This is a genomic window from Lentzea sp. NPDC020367 (assembly GCF_044387305.1).
Classification (GTDB): domain Bacteria; phylum Actinomycetota; class Actinomycetes; order Mycobacteriales; family Pseudonocardiaceae; genus Lentzea.
On the sequence record NZ_JBIRVV010000010.1, the window covers coordinates 170,728 to 189,315 of the forward strand.

The 18,588-nt window shown below is 68.5% G+C and carries 16 protein-coding genes; 9 read left to right on the forward strand and 7 right to left on the reverse strand.

What is annotated here, in order from left to right; genetic code table 11:
• Positions 1-27: 27 nt before the first annotated feature.
• Positions 28-669, reverse strand: a complete 642-nt coding sequence (locus ACH413_RS34385; RefSeq protein WP_360045065.1) for a response regulator transcription factor — start codon at positions 667-669, stop codon at positions 28-30.
• Positions 666-1,823: a histidine kinase gene (locus ACH413_RS34390; RefSeq protein WP_360045068.1), complete on the reverse strand. Its 1,158-nt coding sequence runs from the start codon at positions 1,821-1,823 to the stop codon at positions 666-668. The genes ACH413_RS34385 and ACH413_RS34390 overlap by 4 nt, the downstream gene beginning before the upstream one ends.
• 164 nt (positions 1,824-1,987) lie before the next feature.
• Here ACH413_RS34390 and ACH413_RS34395 point away from each other — a divergent pair, with 164 nt between their 5' ends.
• From ACH413_RS34395 to ACH413_RS34405, 3 genes are all read left to right on the forward strand, one after another.
• The gene (locus ACH413_RS34395; protein WP_360045071.1) at positions 1,988-2,434 is read left to right on the forward strand and encodes a hypothetical protein; all 447 of its coding nucleotides are present in this window, start codon (positions 1,988-1,990) and stop codon (positions 2,432-2,434) included.
• On the forward strand, positions 2,419-3,864 hold the full coding sequence (locus ACH413_RS34400) for an NAD(P)/FAD-dependent oxidoreductase (RefSeq protein WP_360045074.1): 1,446 nt from the start codon (positions 2,419-2,421) through the stop codon (positions 3,862-3,864). The genes ACH413_RS34395 and ACH413_RS34400 overlap by 16 nt, the downstream gene beginning before the upstream one ends.
• 90 nt (positions 3,865-3,954) lie before the next feature.
• On the forward strand, positions 3,955-5,283 hold the full coding sequence (locus tag ACH413_RS34405; RefSeq protein WP_360045077.1) for a TIGR01777 family oxidoreductase: 1,329 nt from the start codon (positions 3,955-3,957) through the stop codon (positions 5,281-5,283).
• A 15-nt stretch (positions 5,284-5,298) separates the two neighbouring features.
• Here ACH413_RS34405 and ACH413_RS34410 read toward each other — a convergent pair whose 3' ends face one another.
• Positions 5,299-6,444, reverse strand: a complete 1,146-nt coding sequence (locus ACH413_RS34410) for a glycosyltransferase (RefSeq protein WP_360045080.1) — start codon at positions 6,442-6,444, stop codon at positions 5,299-5,301.
• Between the two features lie 451 nt (positions 6,445-6,895).
• Here ACH413_RS34410 and ACH413_RS34415 point away from each other — a divergent pair, with 451 nt between their 5' ends.
• Entirely contained in the window at positions 6,896-8,419 is a 1,524-nt protein-coding gene (locus ACH413_RS34415; RefSeq protein ID WP_360045083.1) for a glycosyltransferase family 4 protein, read from the forward strand.
• A gap of 26 nt (positions 8,420-8,445) precedes the next feature.
• On the opposite strand, the gene ACH413_RS34420 is transcribed toward ACH413_RS34415, so the two are convergent.
• Positions 8,446-8,757, reverse strand: a complete 312-nt coding sequence (locus ACH413_RS34420; RefSeq protein WP_360045086.1) for a DUF3099 domain-containing protein — start codon at positions 8,755-8,757, stop codon at positions 8,446-8,448.
• 156 nt (positions 8,758-8,913) lie between these two features.
• On the opposite strand from ACH413_RS34420, the gene ACH413_RS34425 reads away from it, so the two are divergent.
• From ACH413_RS34425 to ACH413_RS34440, 4 genes are all read left to right on the forward strand, one after another.
• Positions 8,914-9,456: a hypothetical protein gene (locus ACH413_RS34425; RefSeq protein WP_360045089.1), complete on the forward strand. Its 543-nt coding sequence runs from the start codon at positions 8,914-8,916 to the stop codon at positions 9,454-9,456.
• 112 nt (positions 9,457-9,568) lie between these two features.
• Entirely contained in the window at positions 9,569-10,144 is a 576-nt protein-coding gene (locus tag ACH413_RS34430; RefSeq protein WP_360045112.1) for a sigma-70 family RNA polymerase sigma factor, read from the forward strand.
• A complete protein-coding gene (locus ACH413_RS34435; RefSeq protein ID WP_360045092.1) occupies positions 10,131-10,820 on the forward strand; it encodes an anti-sigma factor in 690 nt (229 codons plus the stop codon). The genes ACH413_RS34430 and ACH413_RS34435 overlap by 14 nt, the downstream gene beginning before the upstream one ends.
• A 166-nt stretch (positions 10,821-10,986) precedes the next feature.
• On the forward strand, positions 10,987-12,645 hold the full coding sequence (locus ACH413_RS34440) for a cytochrome bc complex cytochrome b subunit (RefSeq protein WP_396425417.1): 1,659 nt from the start codon (positions 10,987-10,989) through the stop codon (positions 12,643-12,645).
• A 32-nt stretch (positions 12,646-12,677) separates the two neighbouring features.
• Here ACH413_RS34440 and ACH413_RS34445 read toward each other — a convergent pair whose 3' ends face one another.
• The 3 genes from ACH413_RS34445 to ACH413_RS34455 all read right to left on the reverse strand — a co-directional run bounded on the left by ACH413_RS34445 (position 12,678) and on the right by ACH413_RS34455 (position 16,104).
• Complete coding sequence (locus ACH413_RS34445) at positions 12,678-13,322, reverse strand: class F sortase (protein WP_360045699.1); 645 nt, start codon at positions 13,320-13,322, stop codon at positions 12,678-12,680.
• Positions 13,319-14,131, reverse strand: coding sequence for a DUF4397 domain-containing protein (locus tag ACH413_RS34450; RefSeq protein ID WP_360045697.1), 813 nt, complete (start codon positions 14,129-14,131; stop codon positions 13,319-13,321). The genes ACH413_RS34445 and ACH413_RS34450 overlap by 4 nt, the downstream gene beginning before the upstream one ends.
• Positions 14,132-14,256: 125 nt before the next feature.
• Positions 14,257-16,104, reverse strand: coding sequence for a PASTA domain-containing protein (locus tag ACH413_RS34455; protein WP_360045695.1), 1,848 nt, complete (start codon positions 16,102-16,104; stop codon positions 14,257-14,259).
• A 406-nt stretch (positions 16,105-16,510) separates the two neighbouring features.
• Between ACH413_RS34455 and ACH413_RS34460 the strand changes: the two genes are divergently transcribed.
• On the forward strand, positions 16,511-18,577 hold the full coding sequence (locus ACH413_RS34460; RefSeq protein WP_360045693.1) for an EAL domain-containing protein: 2,067 nt from the start codon (positions 16,511-16,513) through the stop codon (positions 18,575-18,577).
• Positions 18,578-18,588: the final 11 nt, after the last annotated feature.

Here is an 18,588-nt window from a genome sequence, read left to right on the forward strand (position 1 = left end):
TACTCCACAGAGGACAAGTGGCCTGGGTCACAGCAGCCCGGCTGAGTGGGCGAGGACCGCGAGTCGGACTCGGTTGTCCGCACCCGTCTTCGTCATCAGTGCGGCGACATGTGTCTTCACCGTCGTCACGCCCACGTGCAGCCGCTGGGCGATGTCGTGGTTGCCGAGTCCCTCGGCCAGGAGCACGAGCACGTCGAGCTCGCGCGGCGTCAGACCGCGCAGGGCGTTCGGCGGCTCCGGTCCGGTTTCCTCCCGGATCACCCTGCTCACCAGGCGTCGCAGCACGCCGGGGCTGAACGGTTGCTCGCCCGCGTCCGCCCGCCGGATCGCCGCCAGCAGTTCGTCCGGGGTGGAGTCCTTCACGAGGAACCCTTGTGCGCCGGCTGCCAGCGCGGGGTACAGGTGATCGTCGTCGTCGAAGGTGGTGAGCGCGACGACGCGCGTTCCGGGGTTGTCGGTGAGGATCTTGCGGGTCGCCGCGATGCCGTCGACGACGGGCATGCGCAGGTCCATCAGGACCACGTCGGGCCGGCACCGCGCCGCTTCCCGCACGGCCTCGGCGCCGTCGGCCGCCTCGCCGACGATCTGCACGTCCGGCGCGCTCTCGCAGAGCATGCGCAGACCGGCGCGCACGAGTTGCTGGTCGTCTGCGATGAGGATGCGGATCATGCCGGCTGCTCCTGGCGGGGCACGCGGGCGCGCACGGACCAGCCCCGTTCGGTCGGGCCCGCGCGGAAGGATCCTCCGAGCCGCTCGACCCGCTCGGCCATCCCGGTGATGCCGTGCCCGCCGGGCGCAGGACGAGGTGGCGCTCCCCCGCCGTCACTGATCTCGACGTCGACGCAGCCGGCCGACTCCCGGACGCTGAGCAGCACTGCCGCGCCCGGTTCGGCGTGCCGCATCACGTTGGTGAGCGACTCCTGGACGATCCGCAGCACCACGAGACGACGTGACGCGTCCAGGTGTTCGGCGGTGTCGCTGAAGTCGGTGCGCACCTCGAAGCCCGCGCGTTCACACCGCTCGGCGGCCTGGTGCACCGCCGTGGCGAGGCAGGCGGGACTCGCGCCGACCGAGGAGGGAACCGCGGGGTCGCGGAGTTCGGCCACCAGCTCCCTCAGGTCCCGCAACGCGGCCGAGCCGGTGGCGTGCACGTCGTCGAGCACTTCCCGGAGCTGTTCGGCGCCGGTCGCGGCGTGACGTGCCACGGCCGAGCGCAGCACCATCGAGGACACGTGGTGGGCAACGAGGTCGTGCAACTCCCGCGCGACGGCGATCCGGTCGGCTTCCCGCGCTGCCGAGACCTCCGCGTCCCGCACCCGCAGGATCAGCGCCTTCTCCTCACGTTGCCGCGCCGCGAGCTCCCTCATCGACCTCAGGTGCCGTCCAGCGAGGACGGGAACGACGATGACCAACGCCAGTCTCAACGCCACGACCACCGGCCGGTCGTCCTGCTGTGCCGCGAGGTAGATCGTGTCGGCCACGAGGGCTCCCCCGCAGCCGACGAGCAGTTGCGGACGCCAGGACCGTTGCATCGCCAGCTCGCCCAGCGAGAACGCCGCGCAGACCTGCGCCGGGCCGAGACCGGGAGCGTTCACCAGGAACGCGGTCAGCACCAGCAGGCTCTGCGCCAGTGAGACCGGGAGCGGCCACCGCCGGCCCGCGACGAAGAGCAGCGAGGACGCCACGGGCACGATCCACGCCGACGGACTGGTGTCCGGCGCGGGCACGGCGAGCCACAGCGTCGAGGCGACCACCATGGCCAGCGGCGCGAACCTGGGCCCCCATCGCACCGCCACCGGCCACGCGCGGTTCCAGGAAGTCACGACGACGATGGTAGGTCGATCACGAACCGGCCACCTCCTACCGCGGTAGGAGGTGGCTCGTCCTCCAGGCCGCGGAGACGGACCCGGCGCAGGATGTGCTGGTGCCAGGCCGCGGTGACGATGAGTCGCGTTGACACGACCGCACCCAACCCCGGAGCCGCGGAATGATCTGGAACAAAGCCCCCTCCAAGACGATCCTCGTCATCAGGCTGCTGATGGCGGCGATCTTCGTCATGTACGGGTGCGTCAAGCTGTTCGGCGGCCAGTACTACTACGGCGACTGGGACGACCTCTCGAAGTCCACGGTGGACGGCACTTCACTGGTGTGGCTCTTCTACGGGTACTCACCCTTCTACGGCCGGATCACCGGCCTTTTCGAGCTGGTTCCCGCCGTCATGCTGTTGTTCCGCCGCACCACGTTCGTGGGGGCGGGTGCGCTGTTCGTGATCGGGCTCAACATCACGCTGATGGACTTCGCGTTCGACTACCCCTCGGTCAAGTACATGGCCGCGCTCTACACCGTCCTCTGTGGATTTCTGGTCCTCCAGGACCGAGACAAGGCGCGTGACGTCTTCGCCGACCCGCAGGCAGTGCAGTGCCGAACGCGGTAGTGGTCGGATCGGGCCCCAACGGGCTGGCGGCAGCCGTCCGGCTGGCCCAGCACGGCGTCGCGGTGACGGTCCTCGAAGCCGCCGACCGGCTCGGCGGTGGCGCGCGAACGACCGAGAAGCTCGTCGAAGGAATGCTGCACGACGAGTGCTCGGCGGTGCATCCGACCGCCGTGCTCTCACCGCATCTGCGGGAGCTGCCGTTGGACCGGTACGGGTTGCGATGGCGGCATCCCGAGGTGATGCTCGCCCACCCTCTGGACGACGGTACGTGCGCGGTGCTGCGCGGTTCGGCAGAGGAGACCGCGGCGGGTCTCCCGGCGGGCGACGGTGAGCGGTGGCTGCAGGTCTTCGGCCCTCTGGCCGCGCATGTCGAGACCACCGCGGGTGACCTGTTGGGGCCTCTGACGCGGTGGCCGTCGCATCCGCTGCGGCTGGCTCAGTTCGGACTGCGCGCGGTGCCGCCCGCCGCGCTGATGCGGAAGCTGTGGCGTTCACCGGCCACGCAGAGCCTGTTCCTCGGCGCCGCCGCTCACGTGATGCACGACCTGCGCGCGCCGATGACCTCCTCCGTCGCCGCGATGCTGATCGCGGCGGGACACCGGTTCGGATGGCCGGTCGCGGAAGGCGGCTCCCAGGCGATCACGGACGCGTTGACCGGGCTGCTGCACGACCTCGGCGGCAGGACGGAGACGGGCAGACCAGTCGAGTCCACTTCGGACCTTCCGGAGGCGGACGTCGTACTGCTCGACACCGCTCCCGCCTCGGCTGCGCGCATCTTCGAGGGCAGGCTGCCGAAGCGGGTGCACCGGGCGTACCACCGCTGGCGCTACGGGCCGGCGGCGTTCAAGGTCGACTTCGCCGTGCGCGGCGGCGTGCCGTGGCGCGACGCGAACTGTGCCGCGGCCGGCACCGTGCACCTCGGCGGGGATCCGGACGAGATGCTCCGCACCACCCGTGACGTACACCAGGGCAGAATGCCGGCCACGCCGTTCGTACTCGTCGGACAGCAGTACCTCGCCGATCCGAGCCGATCCGCGAGCGACGTTCATCCCGTGTGGGCGTACGCGCACGTCCCGCAGGGTCACGCCGGCGACGCCACCGCCGCGATCATCGACCAGATCGAGCGCTTCGCCCCCGGTTTCGCGGACAGGGTCGTGGCCTGCTCCGCCAAGGATCCGGGCGAGCTGGAACGGGGCAACCCGAACTACGTCGGCGGCAACATCCTCACCGGGGCCAACGACCCGTTCCAACTGGTGTTCCGCCCGCGCCTGACCCTCCACCCCTATGACACCGGACTGCCCGGCGTGTACCTGTGCTCTGCCGCCACACCACCTGGGGCGGGAGTGCACGGCATGAGCGGATACCACGCCGCCAACCGCGCCCTCCGCCACCTGGAGCGCGCCAACGGTCGTCACGCGGCCGCGACGTGACCAGCACATGGCCGACCTCCCACAACGACAGGAAGATTCAGGGTGCCCGCTCATCAAGCGAACGCCCAGTGGCGCACTTAGCGTTGAACCATGTCCCTGACCTACGCCAGCGTCGTCGACGCACCACTGGACGAGGTGTTCGCCTGGCACGAGCGGCCGGGGGCGATCCACCGCCTCACACCGCCCTGGCAGCCGGTGGGCGTGGTGCGCGAGGCCGGCTCGCTCGACGGTGGCCGTGCGGTGCTGGGATTCCCGCTGGGATTGCGCTGGGGTGCTCGGCACACCGAGTACGACCCGCCCCATCGGTTCGTCGACGAACTCGACTCCGCGCCGCTGAGCTGGGCATTGCGGTGGCGGCACAGCCACGAGTTCGAGGCCGAGGGCGAGCGGACCCGGATGACGGACCGGGTGGACACGCCGGTGCCCGGTGCCGTGCTGCGGTCGATGTTCGCCTACCGGCACCGTCAACTCGCCGCCGACCTCGCCGCGCAGGCTGCCGCGCGGGAGGCCGGTGACCGGCCGATGACCGTGGCGATCACCGGAGCCAGTGGCTTCGTGGGTACCGCGCTCTGGTCGTTCCTCAGCACAGCGGGCCATCGAGTGGTCAAGTTGGTGCGGCACTCCCCCGCACACCCGGACGAGCGGCGCTGGGACCCCGACCGTCCCGCCCCTGATCTTCTGGCCGGCGTGGACGCCGTGGTGCACCTCGCGGGTGCCTCGATCGCGGGCAGGTTCACCGAGGCGCACCGGCGGGCGATCCGCTCCTCCAGGATCGGACCGACCCGCGCGCTCGCCGACCTCGCCGCGGCCACCGGTGTGGCGGTGTTCGTCAGCGCGTCCGCGATCGGCTTCTACGGCAACGACCGCGGCGACGAGGAGCTCACCGAGGACAGCGAACGCGGCGAGGGCTTCCTGGCGGACGTCGTCGCCGACTGGGAAGCCGCCACCGAACCCGCCGCGAAGGCTGGGGTTCGCGTGGTGATGGTGCGCACCGGGCTCGTCCAGTCCCCCGCCGGCGGCACGCTGCGGATCTTCCACCCGCTGTTCGCCGCCGGGCTGGGCGGACGACTCGGCGACGGGCGGATGTGGCAGTCGTGGATCGGCATGGACGACCTGGTCGACGTCTACCACCGCGCGCTCTACGACACCTCGCTCACCGGGCCGGTCAACGCCGTCGCCCCGGAGGCCGTGCGCAACAGCACCTACACCGCCACGCTGGCGAAGGTGCTGCACCGGCCCGCGCTGCTGCCGGTCCCGGCTTTCGGGCCACGCCTCCTGCTCGGGGAGCAGGGCGCGCGGGAACTGGCCGAGGCGAGCCAGCTGGTCCGGCCAGCCGCGCTCACCAAGGCAGGGCACGCGTTCCGGCATCCCGAACTCGAGCAGGCGCTCCGCCATCTCCTGGGACGCGTGCCGGGGTGAGCGGGCACCGTGCTCTCACCTGTGCCGCAGTACTTCCAACAGCCGTGCGGCGCCCACGTCTGGTCCTGCGGCGCGCACAGCGTCGCGCAGGTCCGCGAACGGTTCGGGCTTCTCCAGCAACGATCCCAACGCCTCCGCCACGTCCTCAGGTGTGGCCCTGTTGGGATCGAGACACACGCCCGCGCGTGTCCTCTCAGCGTCGTGAGCGATGCAGAACTGGTCACTGGAGAACGGCAGCACCAGCGCGGGAACCCCCGCTTGCAGGCATTCGGTGAAGGAGTTGTTGCCGCCGTGGTGAACCATCGCGGCGACGTGCGGCAGCAACGCGCGCTGAGGCACGACGGACTCCACCACGACACGTGAATCACTTTGCAGGTCAGCGAGTTCGGCTACACGGCCTCCCGCAGCGACCACAATGGTCAAATCGGGAATCTTCAAAGCGCCGCGAACGACCGTGCGCAGCACGTCGTCGCGCGCGGACAGGAACGTGCCGAGCGCGACGAGAAGAACTCGCCGGCCTCGCACGCGATCGAGCCAGACGTCTTCGAGCGGTTCGGGTGTCGTGCAGTGGCCGAGGAAGATCTGCTGCTGGTTCGTCGGCAACGGCGGCAACCACGGCAGTTCCGGGTAGTTCACCACCGCGGCGTGGGAGGAGGTCAACGCGAACGCGCGGGACGGCACTGGCCGCCTCGGCGCGAACTCCTTCAGAAATCCGGCGAACGCGGCAGTGAGAGCGCGGTCGGTGTGGCGCACCTCCACGGCCAGTTCGGCGAGATCTTCCGTCGACGGCCGCACAGCGGTCGGCCACACCTGCGGCAGCCCGAAGAACTGGTCGTAACGCGACACGAGGTAAGTCGGATGACCGGTGACGTAGGACACGAAAGGCAGATCGAGCGCGTGCAAGGCAAGACCGGTGGCGTAGTCGATCTGGTCGACGACGTACCAGTCAGGCCGCAGGCGGTCGTGCAACGCGCTGAGATCGTGCATCACCTGCTCCGGGGCAGCGAGCAGTTCTGTTCTGCGTCGCCGTGTCTGCGTGAGCAGTGCCGCCGCCGCACCTGCCCTGGTGGCTTCGAGGAAGTCGGTCAGGCCGCGTGCCGAACGCGCGTCCTGCGCGGTCCGTTCGGCAATGCCGCTGTTCGAGTCACGAGTGGTTCTCATTGCCACGAAGGGGATATCGGGAGCGAGGTCGGCGAACTCGGACCCGCAGGCGAACGTCACCGCCTGAGCACCCACCGTGCTCAACGCTGTCGCGAACACGGACATGGGCTGGGCGTGCGAACGAAACGGTGGGCTGACGACGACGAAACGCGGCACCGGGCTCCTCCTTGCTGACATCACTGGAAGTTGTTCGATCCGAAGGCACCCTCTGGTTCGAACACCAGAGGTGCGGACACATCCAGAAGTACAGCGAGCACTGGAATCCCGGCAGGCCGAGAACGCCCCTGGGGCGCAGAGCCCTCACAGTCTGACCAACTCCCTGGTGCGCGATCCGCGTGCGACCACCTTCTCCCTGATCTGCGAACACATTCCGGCGACAGTGCGAACGCACGGCGAGAACGCCACGACAGCCGAGCTGCGCCGAGCGATCTTGTCCACTGAGGACAGAGACGTGCGCGCATGGCTGATGGACGCGGCCTGGCTGCACCACCTCACGCCACTCGCCCCCGACGAGGCGCGTGAACTCGTCGCGGGGCCGACGCTGTGGAGATACCTCGACGCGTTAGGCGTGCCCGTCGACGCAGATCCTCGCTCCCCCTATCAAAAACTAATGCTCGACCTCCTGCACGACGACATCTCGCTTCCGGTCGTACCACCCACGACAGGACCCACGATCGCCCAAGCGATGCTCATCGGCGGAACCGCGAGACCGGGCGAGGGTGCGAGCGGCGGGCTCACCGTCTTCCTCTCCTCCCTGGCCGAGGCGTTGGTCACGCGCGACGACATCGGACGTGTGGTCACCGTCGTGCTCGCCCCGGAACCGACCACCGTCACCGTCCAAGGGAACGGCCCGCTCGACCACTGGACGGTGCGCGTGCCGGTCGACTCGCCGGTCGCGCTGGCCCAGCCGGACATGGCCCGTCACCGAGCGGAGATCACGTGGTGGCTCACCAGGCTTCTACCGCGCTGCGGTTTGTCTCCAGACGTCGTGCACGTCCGCTATTCCGATGACGGCTCTCTCGCCGTAGCCGATGCCGCACGACTGCTCGGCGCGAAGCTCGTGTTCACCGTCACGCCGGATCCTCACCGCCACCTGGCCGAGCGCTATCCAGAGGACACCGAAGACCTCACCGCCATGCGATTCGACCTGCACCGCGTGCACACCGCCGATCGCCTCGTCGAACGCGCCGACCAGGTGATCACGATCGGCGGCAAGCAGGACGAGGTGCTGACGCACTTCCCGCAGTTGACCCCGTCGGCCCTGGGAGCGCTCGAGGAAGGCATCGCACCGTCGCCCTCACCGACCGGGCGATCACTGGTGCCGGAGTTGTTCGCGCCCTCCGCACTGCCCCGCCTCGACGTCTCCGCCGAGCGCCTGCCCGTCCTGCTCAACGTGGGCAGGTTGCACCCGATGAAGCAGCAACCGCTGCTGGTGCGCGCCTGGCTGGAGGCGGGTCTGCACCACTCGACCGCGCTGGTGATCATCGGTGGCTCCTCCACCGACCGGACACCGGACGAGCAGAAGGTGCTCGACGAGGTGCTGGGGCTGGCCCGCTCCGAGCCCTCGGCACGGGGACGGCTCGCCGTCCTGCCTGCCTGGTCGAACCACGACGTGCGGCTGCTCCAGCACGAACTGGCGGCCGCCGCGCCGTCCTCAGGCGCGCCGCACGTCTACGCCTGCGCCAGCGCGAAGGAGGAGTTCGGCATCGCGGTGCTCGAAGCGATGGAGGCAGGGCTGCTCGCGATCGGCCCGCTTCGCGGCGGTCTGAGCTGCTACATCGACCACGGGCACAACGGTTTCCTCGTCGACACGTCAGCCGCGCGGTCGCTGGGCGAAGGACTGGCGCAGGTCCTGCGTCTCGGCTCCGCCACCGCACCGATCGCAGCCGCTGGGCAGAAGACCGTGCGCGAGCGGTTCCACATCGACGCCGTCGCCGAGCCGTTCGCCGTGCTCTACCGCGAGTTGTCAGGCTGACCTGGACCGCACGAAGACCTCGTCCGTCACCGCGACTCCTCACCCTGATCGCCGGCCGTGAGCTCAGGCCGCGACCGGCGCAATCGCTGCGGTGTCTCCGCCTTGCGCGGCGGACGGTCGTTGGCGATGAGGACCGCCATCCACGGCAGAGGGACGGAAAGCAGGATGAAGATCAGCGCGAGCCACCAGATCTGCGCGAACAGCACGGCCAGCACGATGCACGGGATGCGCAGGCTCATCATCAGGGCGTACCGGCGCCGTCGGGCCGCGAGCTGGTCCTGGTAGGACGGGGCGGCAGAGGTGATCAGTACGGGGTTTTCGTTTCGGTGCGAGTTCACAACGAGCCTCCGTTCTCCTGGTTGGTTCGCAGCGGAGGCGGATCGGGTTCGTGTCTGCTCGATCACGCCGGAATTTCTCCGGCAGGTGCATCCGCCGGGGTGGTGCCGGTCGTACCCATCCAGACCAGTTCCGCACGACCGATGAGGAGTGCTTCCATGCGCAACCGCATGATCGCCGCCGCAATCGCCTTCGGCATTGCCCTCGGTGGTGGCGCGATGGTGGCCGCACCGGCCACCGCCGCCCCTGTGTCCGCGACGGCCTCGAACGGCAAGACGTGGGGCAACTTCTTCAAGGGGCGCACCGATCTGACCCTCGACCCGGCCGCCTCGGCGGCACTGACCTCGTTGGGGGTCAAGGTGAAGCCCGTCTTCGCGGGCAGGACGGGATCGGCGATCAGCTTCGCGATCGTCGGCGACCCGGCCGACGGCACGATCGAGCACATCGGTGGTCTTCTGCTGCAGGCGGGTCACACGCGCCTGTACCTGACCAACTACACGATCGACCTCAACCGCGGGGTGCTGTCCGGACTGGTCAACTTCCAGCAGCGCGCCGACCTCTTCACCATCGGCGCCGCCACGCCGCAAGGTGTCACCCTGGCCCTCACAGCCGGTGCCGCGACGGTGCTGAACACCACGTTCGGTGTCACCGCGTTCACCCCTGGGCTGGTCATCGGCTACGGCAACCCGGTGCTGCGCTGAGGCTTCCTCCGTCCGGGCCCGCGCACCGCGTCGTGGGCGGGCCCGGCCCGCCCGTTGAGCGAACCCCGCCCGCGAGCCCTAGATTCAGTCAGGTGGTGCGACCTTGCCCGCGGTGGTCACCGTGATGACCGGTGCCGGCGACACCGTTGACGAGACGACCAAGTCCTTCGTCGCCGGCGACGAAGGTGCGTTGCGTGCTGTCTACGAGCGCTACGCCGCTGCTGTCCTTCGGGTGGCGGTGGCGAGCCTTCCGTCGCGTGCGGACGCCGAGGACGTCGTGCAGGTGACGTTCGTGACGGCGTGGCGCAGCAGGGAGAGCTTCGATCCCGCCAAGGGCAGCCTGCTCGTCTGGCTGCTCACCATCGCCCGCCGCAGAGCGATCGACGTGCTGCGCTCGCGCACACGCGACGAGAACGTCGTCAAGGTTCTGCACAGCACCGGCGGCGGCACGGCATCGGACGAACCGGTGAGGCCGGACCGCGTGGTCGACAGGATGGTGATGCTCGAGGCGATCGGGGAACTGCCACCCCAGCAACAACGCGTTCTCCTGCTCGCCTTCTACGATGACCTCACGCACGAGCAGATCGCCGCGGCGACGGGGACTCCACTGGGCACCGTGAAGAGCCACCTGCGCCGCGGCATGGCCAGGCTCAGGCAGCGATGGGAGGTGGACGGTGGCGCACGCTGACCCCGACCTGCTCACGTTGATGGCCCTGGGCGAGACGGTCACAGACGAGTCCACTGTGGAACACGTGCGGTTCTGCGCGGTGTGCCGCACCGAGCTCGCCTCGCTGCGCGAGGTCGTGGAGATCGGGCGCGAGACCCGCTCGGAACGGGATCTGCCCATGCCGTCCGAAGACGTCTGGCTCGGCATCGCCGCGGAGACAGGTCAGAAGAACTCTCCAGCCTCGGTCGTACCGTTGGGCCGCGCACGCGGATGGCGCCCGCTGCTGGCCGTCGCCGCCGTGGCCGCGCTCGCCGGGTCGGCGGGCACGATCATCGTCGACCGCGTCACCACGCCCGATTCGGTGATCGTCGACCAGGTGCTGGTCCAGGCCGAACTGACCAGACTCCCGGCCGCCCCCGCCACGGCGAACGGCACGGCGCGCGTGGTGCGCACAGCCGACCACACGGTGCTGCGGGTCTCCGTCGACGGAATGCCCGCACCTGAAGGGCTTTACCAGGTGTGGCTCTTCGACGGTGTGACCACCATGATCCCGCTCGGTGTTCTCAGGAGCGGACAGGTCGACCTGCCAGTGCCACCGGGTGTGGACCTGGCCACCTACCGCGTGGTGGACGTCTCGACGCAACGGCTGGGTCAGCAGGAGCACGGAACGAGCGTGCTGCAAGGAAACCTGGGCTGAGAACCGTCACGGCCGGGCCGTGACGGTTCTCAGCCCGCGACACTGGTTCGATCCATCGTTGGGCGATCGACCTCGTGCTCGCTTACCGTCAGATGCGGAACGAAGTTTTGGTTGCCCGCAGCGTCTTCGTCGAGGCTGTGGGTCCGGCGTTCTGGGAGCGTAAGTCATGAGTGCCATCACCACGCCGACGAAGCCGGCCAACGCGGCCGCGCGCGTCGCAGGGGCGGCGGCCAACGCTGCCGACGAGCGGTACCACGCGGCCTCTGGCCTGCGCAAACAGCTGAACAAGGTGTTCCCGACGCACTGGTCGTTCCTGCTCGGTGAGATCGCCCTGTACAGCTTCATCGTGTTGTTGTTGTCGGGTACGTATCTGGCGTTGTTCTTCGATCCGTCGATGACCGAGGTCACCTACAACGGCACGTTCGAGAACCTGCGCGGGATCGAGATGTCGCGGGCGTTCGCGTCCACGCTCGACATCTCGTTCGAGACGCGTGGCGGCCTGTTCGTGCGTCAGGTGCACCACTGGGCGGCGTTGCTGTTCATGGCGGCGATCGTGGTGCACATGTTCCGGATCTTCTTCACCGGCGCGTTCCGCAAGCCGCGTGAGATCAACTGGGTCATCGGCATCGTGTTGTTCATGCTCGGCGCGATCGAGGGGTTCCTGGGGTACTCGCTGCCCGACGACCTGCTCTCGGGCACGGGCCTGCGGGTGATGGCGGCGCTGCTGATCTCGTTCCCCGTGGTCGGCACCTGGATCAACTGGTTGATGTTCGGCGGGGAGTTCCCGGGCACGGACATCATCCCGATGCTCTACACCGCGCACATCCTGATCATCCCGGCGATCATCCTGGGTCTGATCGCGGCGCACCTGGCGCTGGTGTGGTATCAGAAGCACACGCAGTTCCCGGGTGTGGGCCGCAAGGAGACCAACGTCGTCGGTGTCCGGATCATGCCGGTGTTCGCGGCGAAGGGCGGTGGCTTCTTCGCCATCGTCGTGGGTGTCATCGCGATCATGGGTGGGGTGTTCCAGATCAACCCGATCTGGAACTTCGGCCCGTACAACCCCGCGCAGATCTCCGCCGGTTCGCAGCCTGACTGGTACATGGGCTGGACCGACGGTCTGGTCCGCATCTGGCCGGCGTGGGAGTTCTACCTGGGCAACTACACGATCCCGGCCGCGTTCCTGCCGTTCATCCTGGGTTTGCCGCTGCTGACCGGTATCGCGGCGGTGTATCCGTGGATCGAGCGCAAGATGACCAAGGACTACGCGCACCACAACCTGCTGCAGCGCCCGCGTGACGTTCCGGTCCGCACGGCGCTGGGCTGGATGGCGATCACGTACTTCATGGTGTTGCTGCTCATGGGCGGTAACGACATCTTCGCCTACCAGTTCGACATCTCGTTGAACCTGACGACGTGGATGGGCCGCATCGGCATGCTGGTGCTGCCTCCGATCGCGTACTTCATCGCGTACCGGATCTGCATCGGTCTGCAGCGCGGTGACCGGGAGGTGCTCGAGCACGGTGTCGAGACCGGCATCATCAAGCGTCTGCCGCACGGTGAGTTCATCGAGATCCACCAGCCGCTGGGCCCGGTGGACGACCACGGTCATCCGATCCCGCTCGCCTATCAGGGCGCGTCGGTGCCGAAGAAGATGAACAAGCTCGGCTCGGCCGGTCACCCGGTCGCCGGCAGCACGTGGTCGCCGGACCCGGTCGAGGAGACCGTAGCCCTGCAGAACGCGAAGCACACCAACCTGCTCGACACCGGTTCTGAGGACGAGGCCGGCGAGCTCGCGGGCAAGCCGTCCGACCCGAAGGCCTGATCCGACCCAACGCACACCCGCCTCTGGTCTTCTCAGACCGGCGCCGCGGTGACGATGACGTTGTCCACATAGGAGCGCACATCGTCGTCGAGCGTGCCGCCGCAGGTGAACAGCGTGAGGCGCACCGATCCCCCGGTGGAGAAGTACGGTGTCAGGTCGAGGGTTTTCTTCGGCACCTGTTCCTTTGCCACCACGCGGAAAACACGAGTCGAGCCGTCTTCGCCGGTGACGGAGATCGGGTCGCCGCCGGTCAGATCTCGCAGCCGGTAGAAGGCACCTGGACCGGATTCGGCGTCGTCGACGTGTCCTCCGATCACCACTGATCCGGCTGTCTCGCCAAGACCCGGGCCGAAGCGGTACCACCCGACCTCGTCGACGCTGGGAGGCACGAAGAACTCGCCCTTGTCGTCCACGCCGGTGGGGACCACCTGGGCGCGGAGTCCGATCGCGGGGATGGACAGCCGCACCGGTCTCACCGGGACGCGCACGGCGGGCAGTCCTTGTTGTACCGCAACCGGTGGAACGGGTCCGGCTGTGGACGGCGGGGCCGGGCTCGTAGTCGCGAGATCGCGGACGACGTTCTCGCCGAAGTTCTCCGCACCCGAGCCTGCGGACCAGAAGATCAGCGCGGCGACGACAACGACAGTGGCGGCCGCGAGCCCGGCCCACCACTTCACCGTGAGCCGTACGTCACGACACGACGAGTGGCGAAGACGAGACCGGCTAACGAGAGACCTGCGAGAACGAGCAACGGCACGAGGCCCGCGCCGTTGTCCACCGGACCGCGACCGGCGGGCATCCCCGTCGGTGCTCCGCCCAGGCCGGAAAGGGTTTGCACGGCCAGTCCCAGCGTCTTGCCTTCAGCTGATCCGATGGCGTGGACGATGGTCGACGTGCCGGCTTTCAGATCGATGTCCTGGGGACCGATCGCGACGGTCGTGGTCCCCGCCAGCACGACATCGGCGTTGACCGTACCGGCCGGAAGATCTGCCTTCACCTCATTGGGGTTGGTCAGTGCGGTGAAGACCGGTTTGCCGCCCGCACGCACGTCCACCGCGGGGGCCGCAGCGATGTGGCGCACCACCAGACGCGCCTGACCGGCGGCGATCATCGCCGTGTCGTTGGCGAACGCGGTGAGCACAGGTTTTCCGGCCGTGTCGAGGTGCGCCGCGACGGAGAGGTTCTTGCCCGCGGGCACGGCGAGGGCCTTGTTCTGCAGGATGGCGCTGCCGATGGGCTCGCCCGGTTTGGTCAGCGCCACGTCGTAGGTGCCTGCGGCGAGCTCGAGCGGGCCTGCGACCGCCGCGGGCTGGAAGTTCTCGACCGTCTTCTTGCCGTTGACGTACACGTCGACGGGCTGGCCGGGGATTCCGTGCACGACGGAGACCTGCGAGGCCTGCTGGGCGATGGCGGGCGAGGTCCCGCCGACTGCGGCCGCTGCCAGGACCACGGCAACGGAGGCGATGCGGATCAGTCGAGTGCTCAAGGTCGTTCCCCTCGTCGAGGACGGATGTCACCACGAGGTACGACCGCAGTGCGGCCGGTGGATGCGCCTTCCCGGATCGAAAGCAGGTCGGAGGTCGTGCTCCCGGTCGCGAAGGTCGCCCAGGATCACGCGCCGGCGACGGTGATCATGGCTCCGGGCGGGACGCGCTGGCCCGGTTCGACGGACTGGGCGGCACAGGCCACGTCTTCGCCGTTCGGCGATGCCACCGTGACCTGAAGTCCGAGGGCTTGCAGTTCCGCTCGGGCGTCTTTGACCGCTTTACCGCGCAGCTCGGGCATGGTGATCGCATTCGACAGCACGAGTGACACGGAGGTTTGCTCCGGACCCAGCACCGTGCCCGGCGGTGGATCCGTTCTGATGACGCGGCCCGTGTCGACCGTTGCGGAGAACTCCGCCGGCCCCTCGACGCCTTGGAGTCCGTTGCGCTGCAGTTCGGCGATCGCTTCGTCCTTGGTCAAGCCCGTCACGTTCGGCAGAGGCTTCTTCGGTGCCGGACCCTTGCTCAGCACCAGCGTCACCGGGGTGCCGATCTGCAGCGGTGTACCTGGCCGCGGATCCAGTCCGATCACCTTGCCGGGCGCCACGGTGTCGCTGAAGCTGTTCTTGGCCTCGTCCATGACCCCCTTGAGGCCGGCGCCGTCGATCTCCTTGATCGCCGACTCGACGTCGAGGCCGGTGTTGATGAACGGCACCACCGGGCGGCCTCGTGACACGTAGACCGTGATCGAGGACCCCTTCGCCAGCTCGGTGCCGTTGCCGGGTTCGGTGCGCAGCACGTTGCCGTTGGGCACGTCGTCACTGGGTACGCGGACGACCTGAGCACTGAGCGAGGCGTCTCGCACCTGTGCCATCGCGTTCGTCTCGCTCTGACCGCCGATCTGCGGCACCACCGTCCGGGCTTCCGTGCCCAGCCACCACCACGACGCGCCGGCGACCAGTGCCGCCACGACCGCAGCGCCGGCCCAGAGCACGACGCGACGTTGCCGACGCCGCCGCTTCTCCTCGGCGAGGTCCTTCTTCGGCCTGGATGCCCTAACAGGCTTGCGCACCGGCCGGGTTCGCTCGGCCGACGACGGGGTCTCACTGGTGGTCACGGCCACCGGGCGCATCACGATCGTGCGGTCTTGCTCGAGCGGCGTGCCGGGAACGGGGACCGGCTGGGGCTGCAGGCCCAGTGCGACCCCGACGCGTTCCAGCTCCGCCAGGAACACCGTGGCGTCCGCCGGCCGCAACGCGGGATCCGGCCGGGTCGCTCGGCGCACCAGGTTGTCCAGTGCGAGCGGTACGCCGGCAATGGACGGAACCGCGTTCACGGCGGTGGCGCCGAGGCGAGGGGCCGCACCCGTGAGCATTTCGTACAGCAGGATTCCCACCGAGTACACGTCGCCGCGCGCATCACGCACGCCGCTGTTCATCCTCTCCGGGGAGGAGTACACCGCAGAGCCATCGGCGGCTGCCCTGGAGCGCACCATGCCGAAGCCGGCGACCTGCACCTTGCCGCCGCTGCCGATGAGCACGTTCTCCGGCTTGACGTCACCGTGCACCAAGCCGGCGTGACGGGCGGCGCTCAGCGCGGACAGCACAGGGCCGACCACGCTCAACGCGACGGCGGGTGCCAGCTTCCCGCGTTCTGCCAGCAGAGCGCGGAGACTGCCGCCGTCGATCAGGTCCATGACCAGGAAGACCTGATCACCGTCGACGCACTGGTCGTGCACGGCCACCACGGCCGGGTGGCGCAGTCGCGCCGCGGCACGCGCTTCCCGCTCGAACTCGGCGACGAACGCGGGGTCCGACAACAGCGCGGAGTCCAGGACCTCCACGGCGATCGCTCGTTCCAGACGGACGTCGACGCCCCGGTACACGGTGGAGATGGCGCGACGCAGGAACACCGCGTCCAACCGATAGCGCCGCTCGAGCAGGACACCGGTCATATCGGAGCTGGACTTCGGCACAAGCGCAGATGATAGCGACGAAGAATCTTCGACGTATTGCCAACTCGACCAAGGGGCTCCTGCGGAACTTGACCATTCGCCGCGAATCGGATCGGCTGAAGTGGTTGCGGCACAACGCGTCCAGCCAAATGAGACAGTTGAACGCGCACGTACAAGTGGACTGAAAGTACTTCTCTGATTGCCGTAAGTGATCAGACGATCGAATCGTCGACGGCGGTTGTCCGAGGACGCCCGAACGGCGGTTGAGTTCTATCCCCCGCGTACCAAGATGTCCTGATCGGCAGCAGCACGCTTCCGGTTCAGGACGGGACGCGATTGGGGCGAGTTGATCTGGGACTCCCGCGAACAAGCCGGCGGGCACGTGGCTGAACCTCCGTACGGCCGCGTTTTGCGGAACGTCAAGGTGTTGACCAACGTTTTCGCTTGGCTGGGCGGCATCGGCCTCGCAACGCAGTTGGTGCTCGCGGAGACCGCTCTGGCCGCCAGGGCGACGCTGATCTTGCTGCTCCTGGTCGTGTTGTGCTCCTGGAAGTGGTCCGGTGGCGACCGGTGGTTCGTCGCCGCCGCGGAAGCAGTGGTGCTCGCCGGGTCGGTGCTCGTTCTTCCCGTGCCTCAGCCCGCCGTCGCGTTCCTGTTCGGGGTCGTGACCAGGAGAGTGCTCAGCGGCGGGAGCAGCAGGGCTCTCGTCAAGGCCATCCCTGCCCCGGTCGGCTATGTCGCCGGCCAGGTCACGTCGATTCTTTCCGCGGTCCGCACGGAGAACGTCGATCTCGACGGACTGATGGCGAGCCTCCTGCCACTCCTCGGCCTCGTCATCGGCTCTGCCGCCCTGCACGCCACCTTGAGCGCGGCCCGGCACGAGCGGGACGCGCGTCAAGCCGTCCACGCGGTCATCGATGCCAGCCCGGTCGGCATTTTTCTCGTCGACGACACAGGCACCTCGATACTGCGCAACGCCAGAGCACAGGCGATGTTCGCCCAGCAGAACGGCACCCGTGAAGTGCGGTGCCGCCATCAGATCAACCTGGTGCGGTGCGAGGAGTGCGGTCGAGCCGCGGGCCCTGTCGAACTGAACGTCGACGGCGACGTGTTCGAGGTGCACACCGCGACGGTGCCGCAGGAGTCGAGACCGGAACTCACGCTGGTGGTCGCCGTGGACGTCAGCGAGCGTCGCCGCCAGGAGGACGCGCTTCGGATTCGCGCCGAGCAGGACGACCTGACCGGGCTGGCCAGCCGCCCGCACTTCCTGCACCTCCTCGAGACCGCGCTGAGCACCGGAGAGCCGGTCGGCTTGCTCGTCATCGATCTCGACCAGTTCAAGGAGGTCAACGATGCTGACGGACACGACGCCGGAGATGAGTACCTGAGGGAGTTCGCCCGGCGGACAGCCCGAGCGATCCCGCACGAGGTGACCGCGGCGAGGCTCGGAGGCGACGAATTCGCCGTGCTGGCAACGCGATCCGGGATGGTCGAGTCCGCTCGACTGGCCGATCGAATACTGGCGGCGCTCATGACGGGACCGGAACGGGACATCCGCGCGAGCATCGGCGTCGCGGTCTCCGCGCCCGGAACCACCGCGGCGGAGTTGCTTCGGGACGCCGATGCCGCGATGTACATCGCCAAGAAGGAAGGCGGTGCACGGGCGAAGGTGTTCCAGGACGAGATCGGCGCGCGTGTGCAGGCCCGGCAGCGCGACAAGGCGGACTTGCGCGCCGCCGTGCACGGCGACCAGATGGTGGTGCACTACCAGCCGATCATCGACCTCACGACCTCGCGCGTCACCGGGGCCGAAGCGCTGGTTCGCTGGCAGCGACCCGATCGAGGCCTGCTGAGGCCGGACGAGTTCATCGGGCTCGCCGAGGAGACGGGCCTGATCATTCCGCTCGGTGATCGAGTGCTCGAAGCGGCCTGTGCCCAAGGAACGCGGTGGTCGACCGAAGGCCGAGCGCTCGGCATCACGGTGAACGTCTCCACGAGGCAGCTCTCGTCGTCGGCTTTCGTGACGTCGTTGCGCGGCGTTCTGCGGTCCACCAGCCTGCCACCGGAGAAGTTGACCCTGGAGGTGACGGAGTCCGTGTGGGCGGACGAGGCCGCGATGCAGGGACTCATGGCGGTTCGCGACAGCGGGGTCCAGGTGGCCCTGGACGACTTCGGCACGGGCTATTCGTCGCTGAGCTACCTGCAGCGCTATCCGTTCGACCTGGTGAAGATAGACAGGTCGTTCGTCGGCGCACTCGACGAGACGGGCCGCACAGCGAGTGTCGTGCGCTGCGTTCTCGATCTGGCCGACGTGCTCGGTGCCCGCACGGTCGCCGAAGGCGTCGAGACCCAGGACCAGGCGGAGTGGCTGCGCCGCGAGGGATGCGACTACGCCCAGGGCTACCTGTTCGGCAAGCCCGAACATCCAGACGACTGGGATCACCAGCCCGCAGTTCAAGGCGCGCAGACAGATGAGCTGACGACAGGTTCGTGACGCCGGCTGTT

Excerpts from the sequence above, each read along its gene's own strand:
- ACH413_RS34440 (WP_396425417.1), top strand. The coding sequence starts at position 10,987 with ATGAGTGCCATCACCACGCCGACGAAGCCGGCCAACGCGGCCGCGCGC.
- ACH413_RS34425 (WP_360045089.1), top strand. The coding sequence starts at position 8,914 with ATGCGCAACCGCATGATCGCCGCCGCAATCGCCTTCGGCATTGCCCTC.
- ACH413_RS34410 (WP_360045080.1), bottom strand. The coding sequence starts at position 6,444 with ATGAGAACCACTCGTGACTCGAACAGCGGCATTGCCGAACGGACCGCG.
- ACH413_RS34405 (WP_360045077.1), top strand. The coding sequence starts at position 3,955 with ATGTCCCTGACCTACGCCAGCGTCGTCGACGCACCACTGGACGAGGTG.
- ACH413_RS34385 (WP_360045065.1), bottom strand. The coding sequence starts at position 669 with ATGATCCGCATCCTCATCGCAGACGACCAGCAACTCGTGCGCGCCGGT.
- ACH413_RS34395 (WP_360045071.1), top strand. The coding sequence starts at position 1,988 with ATGATCTGGAACAAAGCCCCCTCCAAGACGATCCTCGTCATCAGGCTG.